General features: G+C 29.3%; 19 protein-coding genes and 1 riboswitch. Of the genes, 1 reads left to right on the top strand and 18 read right to left on the bottom strand.

Annotated elements, in window-relative coordinates; all coding sequences use genetic code 11:
- Positions 1–147: 147 nt before the first annotated feature.
- The 5 genes from ARA56_RS02375 to ARA56_RS02355 form a co-directional block, all read right to left on the bottom strand.
- A complete protein-coding gene (locus tag ARA56_RS02375) occupies positions 148–345 on the bottom strand; it encodes a glycine zipper domain-containing protein (RefSeq protein ID WP_055263549.1) in 198 nt (65 codons plus the stop codon).
- 236 nt (positions 346–581) lie between these two features.
- Positions 582–1,160: a GNAT family N-acetyltransferase gene (locus tag ARA56_RS02370; RefSeq protein WP_055263547.1), complete on the bottom strand. Its 579-nt coding sequence runs from the start codon at positions 1,158–1,160 to the stop codon at positions 582–584.
- A 310-nt stretch (positions 1,161–1,470) separates the two neighbouring features.
- Positions 1,471–2,604, bottom strand: a complete 1,134-nt coding sequence (locus ARA56_RS02365) for a M20 family metallopeptidase (RefSeq protein WP_055263545.1) — start codon at positions 2,602–2,604, stop codon at positions 1,471–1,473.
- A gap of 13 nt (positions 2,605–2,617) precedes the next feature.
- Positions 2,618–4,048 (bottom strand): YfcC family protein, encoded by a 1,431-nt coding sequence (locus ARA56_RS02360; RefSeq protein WP_055263543.1) that lies wholly within the window; start codon positions 4,046–4,048, stop codon positions 2,618–2,620.
- 98 nt (positions 4,049–4,146) lie between these two features.
- Positions 4,147–4,323, bottom strand: a riboswitch (Lysine riboswitch).
- A gap of 75 nt (positions 4,324–4,398) precedes the next feature.
- A complete protein-coding gene (locus ARA56_RS02355) occupies positions 4,399–5,217 on the bottom strand; it encodes a RelA/SpoT domain-containing protein (RefSeq protein WP_055263541.1) in 819 nt (272 codons plus the stop codon).
- Between the two features lie 200 nt (positions 5,218–5,417).
- Between ARA56_RS02355 and ARA56_RS02350 the strand changes: the two genes are divergently transcribed.
- Positions 5,418–5,615: a hypothetical protein gene (locus tag ARA56_RS02350; protein ID WP_055263539.1), complete on the top strand. Its 198-nt coding sequence runs from the start codon at positions 5,418–5,420 to the stop codon at positions 5,613–5,615.
- 251 nt (positions 5,616–5,866) lie between these two features.
- On the opposite strand, the gene ARA56_RS02345 is transcribed toward ARA56_RS02350, so the two are convergent.
- From ARA56_RS02345 to ARA56_RS02285, 13 genes are all read right to left on the bottom strand, one after another.
- Entirely contained in the window at positions 5,867–7,294 is a 1,428-nt protein-coding gene (locus tag ARA56_RS02345) for an APC family permease (RefSeq protein WP_055263537.1), read from the bottom strand.
- 169 nt (positions 7,295–7,463) lie between these two features.
- On the bottom strand, positions 7,464–8,807 hold the full coding sequence (locus ARA56_RS02340; protein ID WP_055263535.1) for a D-serine ammonia-lyase: 1,344 nt from the start codon (positions 8,805–8,807) through the stop codon (positions 7,464–7,466).
- 396 nt (positions 8,808–9,203) lie between these two features.
- Complete coding sequence (locus ARA56_RS02335) at positions 9,204–9,758, bottom strand: helix-turn-helix domain-containing protein (protein WP_055263533.1); 555 nt, start codon at positions 9,756–9,758, stop codon at positions 9,204–9,206.
- 157 nt (positions 9,759–9,915) lie between these two features.
- Complete coding sequence (htpG, locus tag ARA56_RS02330) at positions 9,916–11,787, bottom strand: molecular chaperone HtpG (RefSeq protein WP_055263531.1); 1,872 nt, start codon at positions 11,785–11,787, stop codon at positions 9,916–9,918.
- Positions 11,788–12,209: 422 nt separating this feature from the next.
- Positions 12,210–13,145, bottom strand: coding sequence for an ROK family protein (locus ARA56_RS02325; RefSeq protein WP_278336506.1), 936 nt, complete (start codon positions 13,143–13,145; stop codon positions 12,210–12,212).
- Between the two features lie 12 nt (positions 13,146–13,157).
- Positions 13,158–13,850, bottom strand: a complete 693-nt coding sequence (locus ARA56_RS02320) for an N-acetylmannosamine-6-phosphate 2-epimerase (protein ID WP_055263529.1) — start codon at positions 13,848–13,850, stop codon at positions 13,158–13,160.
- Positions 13,851–13,896: 46 nt separating this feature from the next.
- Complete coding sequence (locus tag ARA56_RS02315; protein WP_055263527.1) at positions 13,897–14,853, bottom strand: acetylxylan esterase; 957 nt, start codon at positions 14,851–14,853, stop codon at positions 13,897–13,899.
- Complete coding sequence (locus ARA56_RS02310) at positions 14,854–15,819, bottom strand: acetylxylan esterase (RefSeq protein WP_055263525.1); 966 nt, start codon at positions 15,817–15,819, stop codon at positions 14,854–14,856.
- Positions 15,820–15,855: 36 nt separating this feature from the next.
- On the bottom strand, positions 15,856–16,785 hold the full coding sequence (locus tag ARA56_RS02305; protein ID WP_055263523.1) for a dihydrodipicolinate synthase family protein: 930 nt from the start codon (positions 16,783–16,785) through the stop codon (positions 15,856–15,858).
- Between the two features lie 104 nt (positions 16,786–16,889).
- Positions 16,890–17,762 carry a carbohydrate ABC transporter permease gene (locus ARA56_RS02300; RefSeq protein WP_084758933.1) on the bottom strand — a complete coding sequence of 291 codons (873 nt, stop codon included), beginning with the start codon at positions 17,760–17,762 and terminating at the stop codon, positions 16,890–16,892.
- An 11-nt stretch (positions 17,763–17,773) separates the two neighbouring features.
- The gene (locus ARA56_RS02295; RefSeq protein ID WP_055263521.1) at positions 17,774–18,703 is read right to left on the bottom strand and encodes a carbohydrate ABC transporter permease; all 930 of its coding nucleotides are present in this window, start codon (positions 18,701–18,703) and stop codon (positions 17,774–17,776) included.
- Positions 18,704–18,763: 60 nt separating this feature from the next.
- Positions 18,764–20,125, bottom strand: a complete 1,362-nt coding sequence (locus tag ARA56_RS02290) for an ABC transporter substrate-binding protein (RefSeq protein WP_055263519.1) — start codon at positions 20,123–20,125, stop codon at positions 18,764–18,766.
- Positions 20,126–20,312: 187 nt separating this feature from the next.
- Complete coding sequence (locus ARA56_RS02285; RefSeq protein ID WP_055263517.1) at positions 20,313–21,311, bottom strand: substrate-binding domain-containing protein; 999 nt, start codon at positions 21,309–21,311, stop codon at positions 20,313–20,315.
- Positions 21,312–21,447: the final 136 nt, after the last annotated feature.

Genomic DNA, 21,447 nt, shown 5'->3' with positions numbered 1-21,447 from the left:
TATTATAATATAATAAGTAAATAAAGGTTGTCTTATTGGACAACCTTTATTATGTATCAAATCAACAATTTAATCTAACAGAGCCTTACAAAAAAATAAACAACATCTACCCATAAAATAGATGTTGCTTTTATTAAATTTATTAAATTATTTTTTCTTATTTCTAGCGTCTATTATTACTCCAACAAGAGTTCCTAAACATACGCCGATAATTACTTGATTATAGATAGTTCCAAGCAAAAGACCTATTATCATACAAAGAGCTAAAAAGCTTATTGCACTACTTTTTTCATTTTTACCTTTACTTTTAGAACTAACTCTTCCTTTGTTTTTACCTTTCCCCATTAAATTCTCCTCCTAAGTATTATTACTATTAATAATAATACATTTAGCTAATTATTTCTATAGTTATATTACTTATTTTAACTTATTAAATCCAGTAATTAAGCAACTCCTAAGCTTTCTATTTTTTCTATTTCCCATTGGCCTTTATCTATTTTAAGAGTTATTCTATAAAGATATGCAGCAACAGGACTATGGTATTTGTCTCCTTGTAAATATTATTCTCAACTAGATAAATATTAATTATTAAAGTGATCTAATTCTAATATCTTTAAAATTTTATATTCTGGTATTTTAGTTATAGGAACAAACTCCTTTGGATTCTCATCATAAATTGCAATTGATTTTTCAAACCAAGCAACATCTCTCCATTTACCACATTTATAACCAGCATTATGATATATTCCAATTTTTTTAAAACCTAAGCTAATCTGTAACTTTTCACTTTTATCATTTGGCAATGTTACACATCCATATATCGTTCTTACTCCTTGAATCTTTAACAACTCTATAAGCTTTAAACAAAGAATTTTACCAATACCCTTTGATGTATAATTAGCATCAATATAAATTGATAGTTCAGCACCCCATTGATATGCTGCTCTTTCTTTATATCTATTGGCGTAGGCATAAGCGATAATCTTACCCTCTTCTTCATACACTAAATAAGGATATAGTGTAATAATTCCTTTAACCCTTTCTTTAAACTCTTCTTTATTTGGAAGTTCATATTCAAATGTAATTGCAGTGTCAATATATTGCTTATAAACTTTTAATATCTCTGTGCTATCATTAATAGTTGCTAATCTTACTGCCATGTTCCTCTCCAATCTAAATTTTTATCTTAACTAAAATATAATTTATTAACTGAAATTTTTCTTTCTACTAATTAAACTCATTTTCATTATAGTATTCTATACTCTTAATTATTCCAAACCGGTGAACATATAGCATTATATCAACTACCTTTAAATTTACTAATTTGATAAGTATAACAATAGATATATAATTTTATGCTATCACAAATTACAAATCTATTTCATAAACCTATATATAACAACTTTAAATACACTCTAAGTATTATATAGAAAAGCAAAAAAGGAGCAATTGCTCCTTTTTACTTTTTTATTATTTATTTAATATTACTTTTTTAGTTAAAACATCATACCCAGTATAAGCTAATGCTAAAACTGCTGTTAATAGTCTTTCATGACCTAAAGATTCTGTAGTTGCTTTTGCAAGTTCTCTACTATGTCCTCTTATTTCACAATTAGAAATTGAAATATAAGGATGTATAGTTGGTGTAACATAGCTTACATTACCTATGTCGCTTGATCCTCCACCGGTCTTAGGTGCATGAATTTCTGTGATACCTAGACTTCTTAGGTTTTCATTGAAAGCTTCTGATAAAACTTCATTAGTATTTAAATCATCATAAGGAAGCTCATATCTATCCATTTCAAGTTCACAGCCAGTCATTAATGCTGCTCCTCTTGCAATATTCTTAACCTTTTCTAAAACTTCAGTAACTGTAGCTTTTTTTGCTGCTCTTATATAGAATTGAGCCACTGCTCTTTCTGGAACTATATTTGCTGCAACTCCACCTTCAGTAATAATTCCATGCATTAATACATCTTTAGTTACATGTTGTCTTAAAGCATCAATACCATTAAACAATTGTATTACTGCATTTAATGCATTTATACCTTGTTCTGGACAAGAAGCTGCATGAGCTGTTTTTCCTTTGAAAGTAAATTGAATTGGATAAAGAGCACTACTTGTACCACTAGCATAAGTCTTATCATTTGGATGAACCATCATTGCACAATCAAGCTCATCAAAAGCTCCTTTTTCAACCATAATTACTTTTGCACCATTCGTTTCTTCTGCCGGAGTTCCATAAACTATTATTTTTCCTCCAACTCGGTCTATTATTTTACTTAAAGCAATACCTGCACCTGCTGATATTGTACCAATCATATTATGTCCGCATCCATGTCCTATTCCAGGTAGTGCATCATACTCACATAAATAACCAACAGTTAGTCCTGGTTTACCGCTATCAAAAGTTGCCTTAAATGCAGTATCCATATCTAAATATTTTTCTTCAACTGAAAAATTATGTTCCTTTAAAAGTTTTGTTAAAACTTCTACTGCTTTATACTCTTCATTTCCTAACTCTGGGTTTTCATATATATAATCACTTATTTCACATAATCTCTCTTTTATTTTAGTACCTTCTTGAAATAAAATCTCTTTCATTTACTTTATCTCCTTATGCCCAATTTATCATCATTGCAACAGTAATAAATCCTATGCTTAATGTGAACATTACTGCTTGTATTGGAAGTATCCATTTAAGCCATTTAGAATATGGAACACCAGCTAATCCTAATGAAGCTATTAATATTCCTGATGTTGGGAAGATTGCATTTGAGAATCCATCACCTAATTGGAATATTAAAACTGATAATTGTCTTTGAACTCCAACTAAATCTCCAAGTGGTGCTAAAAGCGGCATAGTTACAGCTGCTTGTCCTGAACCTGAGATTATGAAGAAGTTTACTATCATTTGAACTATGTACATTAAATATGCAGCTATTAATGATGGAAGCTTTCCAATAAGACCAACTAATCCAAATAACACTGTATCTATTATTTGAGCATTTTCTGCTAATATTACTATTCCTTTAGCACAACCTATTATTACAGCTGCACCAATCATTCCTTTTGCACCTTCTATAAATGCATCTGCCATATCATTAACTGATAATCTTCCAATTATACCTGAAATTAATCCCATTGCTAAGAATACAGCTGCAATTTCTGAAATATAGAATCCTTTTGCTAATACTCCCCATACAATAACACCAATAGATACTGCTAAAAGAGATAATATAACTTTATGTTTTATTGTAAATTCTTCATGACTATTTACATTTAAATCTAACTTTTCTTTTTTCTTTTTATCTGATTCATACACTAAACTCTTAGTTGGATCTTTTTTAATTTTCTTTGCGTATAGCATTAATAGTATTATTCCCACAGTTGTAGTAATGCACCATGCTATAGTACGGAATCCAACACCAGAACCTACCTCTACACCTGCAATATTTTGTGCTATATGTACTGTAAATGGGTTTAACATTGCTGTTGAAAATCCTAATATACATGCAAGATATGTAACGGCCACAGTTAATATACTGTCATATCCTAATGCTAGCATAAGCGGAAGTAATAATGTTATAAATGGTATAGCTTCCTCTGACATACCAAAAACAGCTCCACCAATTGAGAATATAAATGTAAGTATAGGTATTATTAATATTTCTCTACCTTTTAGTTTATCAACTAATTTAACTATACCAAGATCTATAGCTTTAGTTCTTGATACAACATTTATTGCTCCACCTACTATAAATAAAAATGCAATTATTTCTGCTGCACTTATTATACCTTCAAAAGGTGCTTGTAAAATTGCAAATAAACCTTGTGGATTACTTTCAATATAACTGAATGTTCCATCTACTACTACAGTCCTACCTGCTTCATTTACAACCCTTTCATACGCTCCTCCTGGAACAAAGTAAGTAGCTACTGCCACTAAAAGTATAATTCCAAAAATTATTACTAAAGTATGTGGCATTTTAATTTCTTTTTTCATGACATCATCAGAATTATTCTGTTTCTTTTGTAAATTTAACATTTTCATCCCCCCGTTTTTTATAAGTATTAAAAAAGAGCCTTAAGCTTATCACTTAAGACTCTAATAAATTCAGTACTAATACCTTATCTAAAATTAACTTTAGTGATAGCTCATCATAACAGACGTTATGACAGTGTTATGCATATTCTACATAACCCCAACGAAATAACCTTAAAGCCTCAGTTATTCGTTTCGGCGACACCTCCTTTCACTTTGCACTCGTGCTTAATCTTATTGCAAAGCTACTATTAAATATCGCAACCTCTATCTTATTTTTATTAAATTATCTATGTATAATTATACATTGTTCGACTTAATAATGCAAGTTTTTTATAAACCTCTAATTTATACTAATAAATCCTAGTTTTATACTTTTCCAACTCTTCATTTAATCTTTGTATCTCTTCATCTTTTTCCCTTAACTTATTTTCATAGTAATTTTCTTTATCTCCAAGATTATTATTTAACATGTTTATTAATGAAGCCATTTCATCAGCACTTCCCACTATTCTATTAAAAAGTAAAAGATTAGATTTTAATATCTCTGGAATTTCATGATGTGAATATCTAAGTCTATGGTCTATTTCCCCATACCCCTCTTCAAATATAGTTCTTACTTGAATTTCAGCAATAACCTTTTGATTTGTTGGATAACATTCTACTAAGTAATGTACTGACCTATATCCAGATTGCCTTGATCTTACCTCTATCCCTAAATCATCAAATATTAATCTATCATCTCCATCTCTTATATTTGCAGTTATTTCAATAACCTTCCATGTGTTTACTATAAAATCGTGTATATCTTTCCATTGGTCCTTAAATATATGTAAAACTCTTATTCCTATTAAATCTGTTATCTCATTTTTATAATTATCTACATTAAAATAAAAATCTTTCCCATTTTTTACCTTTCTATCTTCCGTTTTTCTTATTATCTTTTCAATAAGTCTTTCAGGATTTTTTATTCTTGATTTAACAGAATGTATATTCTCATTTGAACGTAATATATTCGCAATAAAATCTGCTTGAGTTTCATATGAACTTTGGTATTTTACAAAGTCGTCATACACTTTCTCTAATTCTTCAAAATCTATATTATTTCTATCTATATATTCTTCTACATAAGGATATTTCTTTAAATAAATTTCTTTATGTAACCTATTCATTCTTATACCTCCCTAATGCTAAGCATTAAATCAACAATTGTATTTTATCATATTATAATACATGTTTCATTTCATATTATGTTAATCTTTTAAATCTAAAGCTCATTTTGTTTAAAACAAATTTACCATTTCCTTTTTATGTAAAATATGTTAAGCTTATATTGTATTTTTATTTACAACATATGGAGGTAATTTTACAAATGTATACTCTTCGCTTGAAAAAGGCAAATAATTACAAAATAACTTTAAGAAATATGACTTATGAAGATGTCGTTAAATTTCAAGAAATTAAAAATAAAAGAATTAAAGATATATATAAATTAGCTATATTTGTAATGTTTGGTTTGATGGGATTAGTAACTTTAATGATTCATTTATATAATTTAAGCTTACACTAATTATATATTTTTATGGTCCTAATAATTCATTTCAAAATACTGCTTTTCTTCTCTTCAAAAAACTTCAATATTATCCTCTAAATCTTTAATACTTCCATGCTATTCAAAAGTAGTTTTTATAGTAAAATGTCTTGGAAGCCTTGAAGCCCTAACCCTAAACTTCTCTCGTATATCCTTTCTTAAATATTATAATCTAGTTTTAAACATATAAAAAACCCTAAAGGTTGTACAAAAACCTTTAGGGTAAAATATTAAGCAGTTTCTTTTAAACTGTTAGTATTCTTATTTTTCTTAGCAAACTGTGGTAGGATAAATCCTAATAATATTAATATAAATGGTGTTACTATGTTTAATATTAATTGGAACTTGTCCTCTGAATACATACCACCTATACAAGCAAATGCAGTGAATGCAAAACACCATATTCCTATTATTATTCCAAGAGTTTTATTTTTTACAAAATAATATTCTCTTTCGAACTTATCTCCAGCTTTCTTTAATGCAATATATGCAACAAATACCCATAAATATCTTAGTGGCATACATACTGCATTTAACTTAACAAGCCATCTTACTAATTCATCAACACTTCCAATTCCCATTGCTGGAACTATTATAAGTATTGATACAATTACAAATATTAGCTTATGTCCATTTACATATGCTCCATTTTCATTTTTAGCAAATAATTTTTCTGGGATATACTTTCTATCACCACTGTTAAGTAACATACGTAAAGGTGCGTCTATTGATATTATTAAAACAGCAAATTGACCTATCATATTTGTAATAGCATAAAGAATTACAAATAGATTTCCTAGTTTATAGTATTCACCTAGTTTTTGGAATGCATAGTATGCTCCATTTGTCATTAAGTCTTTTGGAATATTGTTTGAATCTATCATTAATCCTAATGATATAGTTCCAAGTATTGCAGTTACAGCAACCATTACTGCAAGAGCTATCATTCCTCTTGAGAATCCTTTAGCTGGATCCTTCATTTGATTTACATATGGTGATATTTTTTCACATCCACCAACTGCAAATACTAAAATTGAAAGACTTGTAAAGAATGCACCATCAAATTTAGGCATAAATGTACTCCATGACCAATCAATTTGATTTAATTGTACATTTGTAATAGCAGGTGCTGCTAACATTAATAAAATGAATAGCATTGACATTATAAACATTGATGAACCTGCTAAAGCTGATAATTTCTTTAATGGATTAATTCCTTTACCTGCAATATATAATGCAACTATAAAGACAATTAAACAGCTAACTTGTAGTAATACCGGATTCATTTGACTAATTCTACCATCTTGGAAAATAGCCCAGCTTGATGCTATCATAAAGCTATTTGGCTTTTGTGATAAGTATGGCATATGGACAATCCAGTATGTCCATCCTGCAAAGTAAGCAATTTTAGGATTTATAGTTTCTCCAACCCATGAGCTAACTCCTCCCCCATGGTTTTTAAATGCAGAACCTAGTTCTCCAACCATTAACGCATATGGTACAAAATATATAGCAAAGATAATAATCCATGCTACTATTGCTTGCAGTCCATTGTACTCTGAGAATCCGTTAATTACGTTACCAAATCCCCAAACTCCAGAGAATGCCATTAACGCAAGACTATACCACATAATCTTCTTATTGTTGTTTTCAGTCATATTATGACCCCCTCTTTTGTAAAAAACTTTAGCTAATCTTTAGCCCTAACTATTTTACCACTTTTTTATCATAAAAAGTATAATTTTCTATATTTTTATTAAAAATTAAACTCTACATAAAATAAAAGCAAGTCAAAAAATTTCTTTTGACCTGCTTATAAATAAATTTCTATTTTATATTCTTACCTTTATTATAATACTCTTCCATTATATCCTCTGGAACCATATTTCCGCCTGTTGCCCAAACTATATGTGTTGCATTTTTCATGTTTTTTATTCCTTCTTTTTTAATATAATCCTTACCTTTAGGTGAAATTTCAATATTATATGGACCTAGCATACCAGCTAAAGCACTTGGCTCTAGTCTAATATTTTCTAAATCTATTGTCTTATATAAATATTTATACATTCTTTCATCTGTAATAGTGTAACTACCACTAATAAACGGTTCCATAATGTTTCCTACAAAACTTGATGCTCTTCCTACTGCTAACCCATCAGCATCAGTTTTATTATCAATATTAAAATCTTGAACGCATATCTTATCATGATAGCCTGTGGAAAGCCCTAATATCATGCATGGTGAGTGAGTAGGCTCTGCAAAGAAGCAATGCGCATTATCTCCAAATACTTCTTTAATACCAAAAGCAACCCCACCAGGTCCTCCTCCAACTCCACATGGCAAGTATACAAATAGCGGATGTTCTTTGTCTACTTTTATTCCAATCTCTTCAAATTGCTTCTTTAAACGAAGTGCTGCTACCGAATATCCTAAAAATAATGTTTTAGAATTTTCATCATCTACAAAATAACAGTATTCATCTGCCTCAGCTTGTTTACGACCTTCAGATACAGCTTTACTATAGTCATCTTTATATTCAACTACAGTAACACCTTTGCTTCTCAGCATATCTTTCTTCCATTTCTTTGCATCAGCAGACATATGAACTGTAGCTTTAAAGCCTAATTTTGCAGCCATAATTCCAATAGATAATCCTAAATTACCAGTTGATCCTACAGCTATGCTGTACTTAGAAAATAATTCTTTAAATCTATCTTCTGCTAATATGCTGTAATCATCCTCTAATTTTAACATTCCTTTTTCTATAGCAAGTGACTCAGCAAAATGAAGAACTTCATAAATTCCTCCCCTAGCCTTTATCGATCCTGATATTGGTAATTTGCTATCGCATTTTAAATATATATCTCCTTGAATTTCTTCACCTGACTCTTCATTTAAGTATTTATGCATATTACTTATTTTTACTATTGGAGATTCTATTATTCCATTTAAAGCTTTTGTATCTGGAAAAGCTATAGCAAGGTAAGGTGCAAACCTTTCCCAACGCTTTGCTACGTCTACTATATCATCCATCGAAAATCTGCATTCTTCTATTGCTTTTTCTGCTTTTATTTTGTTTGGATTAATGAATACTGTTTCTTTTAATTCTATTAAATCCTTGATTATTGGGAACTCTCTTATCCAATCTGACATTGCTCTATCTAAAATCATTACATTACCTCTTCTACTAAAATTTAAAACATTCCGTAAGAACATTTATCTACCTACTTAAGATTAAATGAACGGTAAACACCACTATAATTTCCAATATTGTACTACAAGTTGTTGCAACAACAATTTCGTTAATTTATACTTAACACTTTCAAGTTAATATTAACAGTAAATATGTTTTTTGTAAATATATATCGCTAAAAAAATTAATTAATACTTAACACTATCATTTTTAACCTCAACTGATTGTTTACCTTTATCAAACTAAGTATCTATCATTAGTTAATGCTTTTTATTAAACAACTATAGAAAAAATAAAAAGGAGCTTAACAGCCCCTTTTTTTAATATTTATCAACTTTTAACCGACTTTTAGTTAAACTATACTTAACACCTTGTTAAAAGCTTGGTGGTGTTACTGCAAATATTACTTTTGCAAGTTTTGTATCTATATTTTCCCACTTATGATCTGTCATTGGAGGAATACGAATACTATCTCCTTCATCTAAAGAATATCTTATACCCGCTACAATTATATCTACTCTTCCTTCAATTACATATGCTACCTCTTCACCTTTATGACTTTCTGCTTTCTCTACAGATTTACTGTTATTTGGAATTTCCATCATACAAAACTCTATTGACCCTAAAGTATTTGGAACTAATAAATCATATCTTACATCACTTTGATTAGGAAATCCTATAGTTTTCCTATTATTTTTTCTTACAACTAACTCTTCTTTTTCTGGGTCTTCCTTAAAAAAATAAAATAATGGAACATCTAGAGTATTAGCTATAGCTCTTAATGTATTTATTGATGGATTTACAAGACCACGTTCTATCTGACTTAACATAGAGGCTGTAATTCCTGATTTCTTTGATAACTCTCTTACACTTGTATTTCTTGCATTTCTAAAATCTTGAATTTTTTTACCTATGTTTAACTCTTCCATATTACTACCTCTATCTTTATATTTTTATATATTATAACATACTAACTTTCTATTTTGTAGCACCTGGAGTAGTAGATAGATATTGAACAATAAAAAATAACCTGATAAGTAAATTTACCTATCAGGCTATTCTATCTTTTTTAAAACTTAATTTCTATTACTTCATTAACTTACAAATATTATTTGCAAAGTCTACTGGGTCTTCTATGCTTAAGCCTTCTACTAATAAAGCTTGGTTGTATAGAATATTTGTGTATAATGCAAACTTGTCTTTATCATTTTCAAAACTTTCTTTTAATGAGTTAAATACTTCATGATTTGGATTTATTTCTAAAACCTTATCTGCTTTTACACCTTCATTGTTTGGCATTGAATTTAGAACCTTTTCCATTTCAATTGAAATTTCCCCTTCTGATGATAAACATACAGGATGGTTCTTTAATCTCTTAGAAACTTTAACTGATTTAACCTTACCATTTAAAGCTTCTCTCATTGATTCAAATAAATCTTTGTTTTCTTCACTTATAGCTTCATCTTTTTCATCTGCCTCTATACCTAAATCACCACTTGAAACTGACTTAAATTCTTTTTCTTTATAGTTCATAAGCATTTTTATAGCAAATTCATCGACTTCTTCAGTAAAGTAAAGAATTTCATATCCTTTATCCTTAACTAATTCAGTTTGTGGAAGCTTTTCGATTCTTTCATTTGATTCACCAACTGCATAGTAGATGTATTTTTGATCTTCTGGCATTCTTTCTACGTATTCAGCTAAAGTAACCATCTTCTTTTCTTTTGAAGAATAGAACATTATTAAGTCTTGTAATGTTTCTTTGTTAGCACCAAACTCTTCATAAACACCAAACTTTAATTGTCTTCCAAATGTCTTATAGAATTTATCATAAGACTCTCTATCATTTTTAAGCATATTTTCTAATTCATTTTTAATTTTATTATTTATGTTCTTAGCAATACGCTTTAATTGTCTATCATGTTGTAATAATTCTCTTGAAATATTAAGAGATAAATCTTGTGAATCTACAATACCTTTAACAAATCCAAAGTAATCTGGTAAAAGGTCTCCACATTTCTCCATTATTAATACACCATTTGAATAAAGCTCTAAGCCCTTTTCATAGTCTTTAGTGTAATAGTTAAATGGTAAATTTTCTGGAATATAAAGAATTGAGTTATAACTTACCATACCATCAACACTTATATGGATATGTTTTAATGGTTTATCAAAACCAAATCTTTTTTCCATATAGAAGTTATTGTAATCTTCATCTGTAAGCTCAGATTTGTTTCTTCTCCAGATTGGAACCATACTATTTACAGTTTCTTCTTCTTTATACTCTTCATAATCACTTTCTGAACCTTCTTTAAGCTTTGACTTAGTTACGTCTAACTTAATTGGATATCTTATAAAGTCAGAATACTTCTTGATTAATGATTTTATTCTATATTCATTTAAGTATTCATCAAAATTTTCATCTTCAGTGTTTTCTTTAAGATGTAATATTATATCCGTACCATATGAATCTTTTGTAGCATCTTCTATTGAATATCCATCAACGCCTTCTGATTCCCATTTATAAGCTTTATCACTTCCAAAAGCTTTTGTTATTACAGTAACCTTATCTGCAACTAAAAATGCTGAGTAGAATCCTACACCGAATTGACCGATTATATCATACCCATCTTTTATTTCATTTTCTTCTTTAAACTTAAGAGATCCACTTTTTGCTATAGTTCCTAAGTTTTCTTCTAAGTCTTCTTTTGTCATACCAATACCTGTATCAGATATTGTTAATGTCTTAGCTTCTTTATCTTGTGTTATTTTAATAAAATAATCTTCTTTATTAAATGTAAGTGAACTGTCACTTAAACTTTTATAATAAATTTTATCAATAGCATCACTTGCATTCGATATTAACTCTCTTAAAAATATCTCTCTATGTGTATAAATAGAGTTAATAACAATATCTAATAATCTCTTTGATTCTGCTTTAAATTGCTTCTTTTCCAATTTAAATCTCCCCTTCTACTGTAAAGATATTTTTATTAGCACTCTACTTAGCTGAGTGCTAATCACAATTTATGTTATATCATTTTTTCAATTTATTGTCAATCTATCTAATTAGACAGTATTTTCTCAAAAAAAGTCGTATTTATTTATTTCTTAAAATTAACATCAAAAAGCTAAGAATTATACATGTAATTAATAAGCTCCTATTTTCACTTTAATTAACCTACATTTACTATAAAGATTTTATATCCTATGAACAGTAATATATATTTACTATTAATAGATAAAAAATATAGCCATAATTATAAACTACTTTCCTCTTTGTCTATAACTATGAGCTATAAAATCATATTTTCTACTTTATATTAAATATATATGATATTCTTAAAAATAATAAATCTTTACATGCATTTATATTGCATTTATTGCTGAATATTATAGTATACAGCTCCCACTAATCCTGCATTATTACCTAGTTCTGCAGCTTCTACTCTTAAATTTTCTCCAAACCTCTTCATCACATTTTCTAATACATATTTCCTTAGAGGTTTTATAAAAAATTCTTCTTGTTTACTAACCCCTCCACCAATTATAATAATTTCAGGATTAAATATATGAACTAAACTTACTAATCCTTTTCCAATATTAATAATCCATTCATCTAATATTTCTTGAAGCTTTTTATTTCCTCTTGATACTTCTTCAAAAATAACCTTTCCATTTAAATCTTCTTTTTTAAATGAAAGAATATCTAACTCTTCAAATTTATCTCTAACTATTTTTATTAAAGCCGTTGTAGAAGCATATTGTTCATAACATCCTATATTTCCACAAGTACACTTTTTTCCTTCTGAATTTATAGAAAAATGACCTAGTTCACCTGCAATTCCTATACTGCCAAGAAGTATCTTAGAGTCTACAATAATTCCTCCTCCAACCCCTGTACCTATAGTAACTCCTACAATATTTTTATAACCTCTGCCTTTTCCTACCCATTGTTCACCTATAACCATACAGTTAGCATCATTTACAACAGTTGTCTTTATATTGTATATCTCTTCTAACTCTTTTTTTATCTCTGTACCACACCAGTTTTTTATATTTCCCCCTACACCAATTATGGTACCTGTATTACTATTAACTTGTCCAGTTGCAGAGACTCCAATCCCCTCTATAGACTTCATATCTATATAATTTTCTCTTATAAATAATTCTATAGACTTTTTTACTGTATCAAATATTGGAGTTTCATAACTATCAAAAGCTACATCATAACTATTACTTAAGAGTATTTTCCCTTCTTCTGTTACCATTCCAATCTTAACAGCAGTTCCACCTATATCTATTCCCAAATACACATTTTTCACCTTCTAACTTATAGCTTTTATAAATCTATTTGTTATTTCTAAAGGTCTAGTAATAGCTCCACCAACAACTACTGATGTAGCTCCTAATTCAAGCATTTTCTTAGCTTGTTCTGGATAATGAATTCTTCCTTCTGCAATTACAGGAATTTTTATAGAGTTCACAAGATTTTCTACTAACTCATAATCTGGTCCATCAAGCTTAGTAGTATAGCTTGTATATCCACTTAAAGTAGTTCCAACCATATCTACTCCTGCTTTCCAAGCATTAATACCTTCTTCTAAGTTTGATATATCCGCCATTAACAATAATCTAGGATATTTTTCTTTTATAGCTTTTATAAATTCCTCTACTGTTCTGCCATCTTTTCTCTTTCTTAATGTACAGTCAAGTGCTATTATATCCGCTCCTGCTTCAACAAGCTGGTCTACTTCATCCATAGTAAAGGTTATATATTGTTCATACCCATCATAAGACTTCTTTATTAATCCTATCACTGGTAAATTTGTTTCTTCTTTTATCGCAATAACATCTCTAACTCCATTAGTTCTTATAGCACAAGCTCCTGCCTGTTTTGCTGCTCTTGCCATCAATGGCATAATAGTATCATTCTCTAAATATAATGGCTCACCAGGCAACGCTTGGCATGATACTATTAATCCACCTCTCAATATATTTAATATTTCTTCCTTACCCATAATACTCCCTCCATCCATAGCATTTTAAACTCTCTTATTATTTCTCTTATAGAAATCTCATAAACTTTAAGTTTTCATTTTCAAAAAAATTATTTAATTCGTGATCATATTTAGGAAATATAATATGCTTTTTATTGCAGTTTAAATTATTATATACAGCATATTGTGTGCTTGGAGGACAGATTGTATCTAACAAAGCTGTTCCCATAAGTATTTCACAATTCAATTTATTTGCAAAATTCACAATATCGATATATCCTAACTTTTCAAATACTTCTTTTCCCCTTAGGTGCATAGGGTCAAACCATCTAAAATAGTATCTAAGACCTTCATAGGCATCTACATCTAAATCCATATCATATACTCTCTTAAAATCACATAAAAAAGGATACTGCATAGAGCATTTCTTTATATTTTTATTCAAGCTACTTACAACTAAAGCTATAGCAGCACCTTGTCCTTTTCCAAATGCTATCATCCTACTTTTATCAGTTGATTCTAACTCTTCCACTATCCTTGATAATATATAAGCATCTAAATAAACTTTGCAATAATACATATTTTCTTTTACGTCATCTAATCCATTAATTAAATTTCCACATACAGTAGACCCTTTTATATTTCCTAAATCTTCGCTTTTTCCACCTTGACCTCTACAATCCATAGCTACTACTGAATAATTAACTCCTATATATCTAGTAAGATGATGCCAGCTTCTGCTTGCTTTCTTATAATCATGAAACTCTAATACAGTAGGTACTTTTTCCTCTGTATTAGGTCTTATATACTTAGCATAAATATTTGCACCATCAATACCTCTAAAGTTTATTTCATAATAATTTCCATTGTTATTATTGAAATTCTTATTAGTTATCCTATAATCTAACTCTAAATTATCGGCTAAATCTTTTTGTTTTTTCCAGAATAAATCAAAGTCTCTAGGTTTTATAGTCTGTCCTAAATACTTTTCCATATATTTCATATTCATATCTAAAGCAGGCATTTAATCATCCTCCTTTAAGAAAAAATCTATTAACATATCATCAAATTCGCCTATTTCTTCATGAGTATAATCAGGAAATATTATATGTTTCTTTTTTGAACCTATATTATTATAGATAGCAAATTGTGTAGATGGTGGACATACATTATCCATTAATCCTGTACCAAATAGAACTTCACAATTAATCATATCTGCAAAATTATGCACATCTATATATCCTAGCTTCGTAAACATTTCATCTTCTTTATCATTCATTGGATTAAACCATCTAGAATAATACCTTAATCCTTCATAAGCTATCATGTCTAAATCCATATCCCAGACTCTCTTATAATCAGATAAAAAAGGATAAAGTGCCGCACATTTCTTTATTATTGGATTAAGTGCTGCACAAACTAAAGCAATTCCTGCACCCTGACTAGCTCCATTTGCATATATCCTTTCTTTGTCTATTCCATTAAGCTCTTTGACAATTCTACATAATATAGATGCATTTTGAAATAACTTTACATAATACATGTTACAGATATCTCCATCTAATCCGGCTACAATATGGCCACTAACTGTAGTACCTTTCATATTAGTATAGCTATCTCCATTTCCTCCTTGTCCAGGACAGTCCATCGCAATAATAGCACAGCCCATTCCAACAAAAGATAATTGTTCAAACCACCCTCTGCTTGCACCTGGATACCCATGAAACTGCAAAATCAACGGTACATCTTCATCAGTTTTAGGTCTAATGTATTTTGCATACACCTTCCCCCCATCGATACCTTTAAACCATAAGTCTAAAAACTCACATCCCTCAAAACCTCTTATTTCACTTTCTGTTATTTTATACTTTAATGGATGATTTTTAACTTCATTAATACGCTCATTCCAAAACTCACTAAAATCACTTGGTAAAGTATTAGTCCCTTTATATTCTCTTAACCTTTCTAAAGGCATATCTACTATAGGCATTTTCCCCTCCTACTAAAAATAAACCTCAATTTAGCTCTAAAGCTCATCTAAAAATTCTACCCCTGTAATCTTATACGTATCTCTAAGCTTTATATAACCTTCTTTAAATTCATTTTCTGCTTCTTCTGTTAAATTTTCAAAAGGTCTACGACAATAACCTGCATTTATTCCTCTCCATCTTAATACAGCTTTCATACCTGCATAAAAAGATGGTAATTTAAGTGAATACATAATTATCTCAACAGCTTGACGTTGTAAAAGCTGTGCTCTCTCAATATTATTTTCTTTTATAGAATTATATATATTTATAAATAACTCTGGCATTATATTGTAAAAAGATCCTATAATCCCATCAGCACCTGCTAATAACCCTGACATAGACATTTCATCACAACCGGAATAGACTAGGAAATCTTCCCCAATCTCATCTTTTATTTGAGTTATTTCATAATGGCTTAATGCTGTATATTTAATGCCTTTAACATTTTCAATTTGCGCTAAACATTTTATTACATTCATACCTAAAAGTCCTACTAATGGTACATTGTAAACTATCATTGGTAAACTACATGAATTAGCTATATCTTCATAATATTTTACTATTTGATTTTCATTAAACTTCCAATAAAAAGGAGGAACACTTGATATTCCAGTTGCTCCTACTTCTTCTGCATGTTTAGCTAAATCTATTGAAAGCTTTGTACCAATTGCACCTACATGAACTACAACAGGTACTCTTCCTTTTGTTTCATCCATAACAATTTCTACAACTCTTTTTCTCTCTTCACTACTCATTGTGAAACCTTCACCTGTAGAGCCTGTTAAATATAAGCCATCAACACCTTTATCTATTAAATATGAAACTAATTGTCTCATACCTAATTCATCAATATTTTCATCTTTATCAAATACAGTTAAAACTGCTGGTATTACACCTTTAAAATCCTTAATATCAAACTTATTCATTATAAGCAATCTCCTTAAATCGATTTTTTAACCAAATCTTATATTCTAGATTAATTCCTATTTTTAAAATACTTAGAATTTCTACTATAAACTTTTTTCTCTACTTATCCTTTTACAGCACCAACTGTAATACCTTGTGTAAATGATTTTTGGCATATTAAGAATATTATTATCATTGGAATTGATGCTATTGCTGCACCAGCCATCATCAAACCATAATTTGTAGTAAACTCAGCCTGCATCAACGCTATACCTAAAGGAAGCGTTTGCATATCTGTACTTCTTATTAAAATTAATTGCATGAAATAATCGTTCCATGATGTTATGAAAGTAAATATTGCAAGTGCTCCAATTCCAGGTTTAACTATAGGAATTACTACATTCCTAAATGTTCCTAATTGAGTACATCCATCTATTCTTGAGGCTTCTATAAGTTCTGAAGGAATTGTTTCACTAAATTGTTTCATAAGAAAAATACCAAATGGCCATCCTACTGCTGGAAGAATTAATCCTCTATACGTATTAATCAAATCCAGCTTTGTCAATAAATTAAATAATGGTACCATAATTACTTGCTTAGGTAGAGCCATAGCCGCAATTAAAGCCCAGAATATAAGATGTCTTCCTGGAAATCTCTTTTTAGCCAAAACATATCCAGCTAATGTTGATGTAACACAAACTAACACCGTAGTAGAAATAGCTATAAAAAAGCTGTTAAATGTCCATCTCACTAATGGCTGCTTTGCTAAGGAAATCCAATTCTTAAGCGTAAAATCTGTTGGAAACCACTGTGGTGGTACTGCAATAGTAGAAGCTTGATCTTTAAATGAACCTGTTATTATCCAATAAAATGGGAAAATAAATATAATCGTTAGCATGCATAATATTATAAATGATGCAATATTCCCTGGGGTCCACTTAGTTCTTGTATCATAAAGCTCTTCGGTTTTCTTTTTTTTCTTTTTATTCATTAACATATAAAATCCTCCTAATAATCAATTCCTGATCCTAAGAATTTGTATTGTATAATTGATATTAAAATTACTATAACTGCTAGAACCATTCCCATTGAAGATGCCAAACCAAATTGACCTAATGTAAATGATTTTTCATATACTTGATACATAATTGTTGTTGTTGAATAGTTTGGTCCTCCAGCTGTTAATAACTGGATTAATGAGAAACATTGGAATGAGTTAATTGTTGTAATAATAAATATATATAGACTTGTTGGCTTTAACATTGGCCAAGTAATATTCCAAAAGACTTGTCTTGAATTGGCTCCATCTATCTCTGCTGCCTCTAAGTAATCTTTTGGGATATTACCTAAAGAAGCCATATAAAGAACTATAGGTTGTCCAACAGATAAAGTTACAAGAATAATAAGAATTGCCCATTTTGCTATAGTAGGATTAGAAAGCCATAACTGTGGAGTTCCTCCGAATTGTTCGATTATATAATTTAATATTCCATAATTAGGATGTAAAATCCATCCCCATACAACGGTAATACTAACTACTGAAGCTATAGCTGGAAGATAAAACACTGATCTAAAAAATGACCTCATTTTAGAAGACCTCTTGTATACTGTTGTAGCAACAAAAAGTGAGAATATTAAAACACATGGTACATTTCCTAATACTAAAACTAATGTATTTACTAATGATTTCTTAAAAACTGGGTCATTAAATATCTTTATATAATTTCCAAGCCCAATCCATTCTTTTTTTCTTAATGTGTAATTCATAAAACTCATTATTATTCCTTCTCCCATAGGAATAACAACAAATATTACGAAAAAAGCCAAAGCTGGTAGCAAAAATATGTACGCTGCTATCCATTCCTTCACTGCCAATTTATTAAACTTATTATATTTTATCTTTACTTTCTCTTTATTTGTAGAAGTATTAATATCCATTTAATAAATCCCCCCTTATATTTTAGGAAGGGGTTATACCCCTTCCCTTTTCTCAACTAATTAATTATTATTTAATGTACTATTTGCATTTTCATTTAATTTATCTAATGCTTCTTGTATTGGTGTTTGTTTTAATGTTATTTCTTGAAGTGATGGGAACCAGAATGTTCTCATTTCTGCGAAACCTGGTACTGTATTATAGTAAGGTGCTAAGTATTTTCCAAATGCTTCAGCAGCCTTCATCTCTTCATCATCATATAAATCCTTTACAGAATCTCTAACTGAGAAAGTTCCTGTAGCTTTTATATTTTTAACTTGCCACTCTTCATCGTTACAAGCAAAATCAATAAATCTCTTAGAAGCTTCTATTTTAGCATCATCTTGATTATCAAATACGCAATAACCACCAATTAAGAATTCTAATCCTAACTCTCCTTCAGGTGAAGGTATTGGTAATAATACATCTTCAAAATCACCAAGCTTTAACTCTGCATTATTAGCCTTTAAACCTGTTGAATAAAGAATTGTAAATGCTGATTTACCTTGAACAAATGAATCAATAGCATCACTTGAAGTTAATCCTTCAGATCCAGCTCCTATTAATCCTTCATCAATACACTTATTTACCCACTCTAAAGCTTCAACCATTTCAGGTGAATTTAAAGTATATTCACTTAAATCATCATTAAAAATGCTTCCTCCAAAAATATTAGCAAGGAAAGCTCTTGTACCTTGGTCACCAGCAGTACTCTTACTAAAGAATGAAACTGGAATTATATCTGGATTAGCTTCTTTTATACCTCTAAGCGCAATTTCAAATTCTTCAATTGTCCAAAGTCTATCTTCTTTCTCTAATGGAAGTAAATCTAATAAACCAGCTTCTTCAAACATTGTCTTATTTGCAGCCATTACAAAAGCTGTTGTATTAAATGGATACATATAGTATGTGTCATCAACTCTACATCCTTGTAAAATTTCTTCTGATACATCACCATTAAGCGCCTTAATCATATCATCTACGTCAGCTAAAACATCTTGTCTTCCGTAATCGATTATTCTTCCTGGTGCATCATAAAGTATATCTGGTGCTGAATTTGATGCAATTGCTGCTGTTATTTTTTCTCCTCCCCCATTGAAAGATATCATTTCCAAATTTACTTTAACGTCTGGATTTTTAGCTTCGAAATCTGATATTATTTGTTTTTCATATTTTCCAACCTCATCATCGATAGTTACAAAATTAGGGAATGCCCACCAAGTTATCTCTGTGATATCTGTTACCTCAGTATTAGCCTCAGTGCTATTACTTGAATCATTTGATTCTTCTCCAGTTGACGAATTACTTGAACTACATCCTGCTAAAGAAGTAATAGTTAAAGTTGCAGCTAAACATAAAGATGTTAATAGCTTTAATTTTTTCATAATAAATTCTCCCCTCTACACTTAAATATATATATTAATATTTTATTAATATCCAACTTAAACTCATAAGCTTTATTCCTACTAACATACTTCTATAAATAGTCGCGTGAACATTTTCACGCGAACATTTTATTCATGCAACTTTCTACTAATAAACTTCTATTATTGCTTCATTTAACTTATAGTTTTATAAATTTTCTTTTACTATTATTTTAAATTCGTGTTCATTTTTAATTTTCTCTGGTTTAACTCCTCTATATATACACTCAAACATCATATTTATTGCAGTATGACTCATTTCAAAATAATCTGGTGTTAAGGAAGCCTTAACCTTACCTTCCTTAATAAATTTCTTTATCTTATCTGATAATCCAATTGTCACTATCTTTAACTCATACTCCTCTTTTTCAAAGATATATTCAATCATACTTTCTAAAAATCTACTAGCATAAACTGCTTTAATATCTTTAGTTAAATATTTATTTATAACCTCTGGAATATTATTTTCTAAATCACTTATAAAAATAGGACCAATAATATCATTCTTTCTTTCTTCTAATAATTTCTGATATACGCCCTCAAAACTATCTTTAGCTGAAATCATGTCATCATCTGTTTCAATCAATAGAACCTTATCACCTTTTTCTAAGGAATTTAATAATAGATTTCCTAGTATTCTACCTAACTTGTTATAATTTGAATAAATACTTATTGTTCCCCTATCTAAAGGCAAATCTAAAGCTATAAAACTAATATCAGGATTATCAATTTTTATTTTTTTTATCTTTTCCTTCAAAAGAGGCGTAATTATTATTCCATCTACTTGCTTTTGCCTTATTACTTTTTTTACTCTTTCTACCTGCTCCTCTGGAAAATCTATATGAGTCTCAACAATAAATAAATTAAGCTTATACATACTCATATCTTTATATGCTGCTCTTAATCCCCTTTTAATAGTTTCTGTATAATAATTATTCCGTCCTTTAATAATAAATGCATAAATATTCTTTTCATTTTTTAAAGCAAGGCTTGTACTAATAGGATTCTTAACATATCCAAGTTCTTCACATAAATCGAGTATTCTTTTCTTAGTTTCCGGTTTAATGTTTCCTTTTCCATTTAATGCTCTTGCTACAGTTGTTCTTGATACATTTAAAATTCTTGCTATATCTTCTTGTTTTACCATTCATGCCTCATCCCTTTTATATGTCTATAGATTAATTCTAATAGGTAAATGTTTACAATTCAATCCTCTAACACTAACTTTAACTCATCAAATTAAGCTATTTTCAGTTATTATTCACCAAATTTTTATAACTTAT

Source organism: Clostridium disporicum, from assembly GCF_001405015.1.
Classification (GTDB): Bacteria; Bacillota; Clostridia; order Clostridiales; family Clostridiaceae; genus Clostridium; species Clostridium disporicum_B.
Note: the sequence above shows the minus strand (reverse complement) of the source record. Positions and strands in the feature narration are given on the sequence as shown.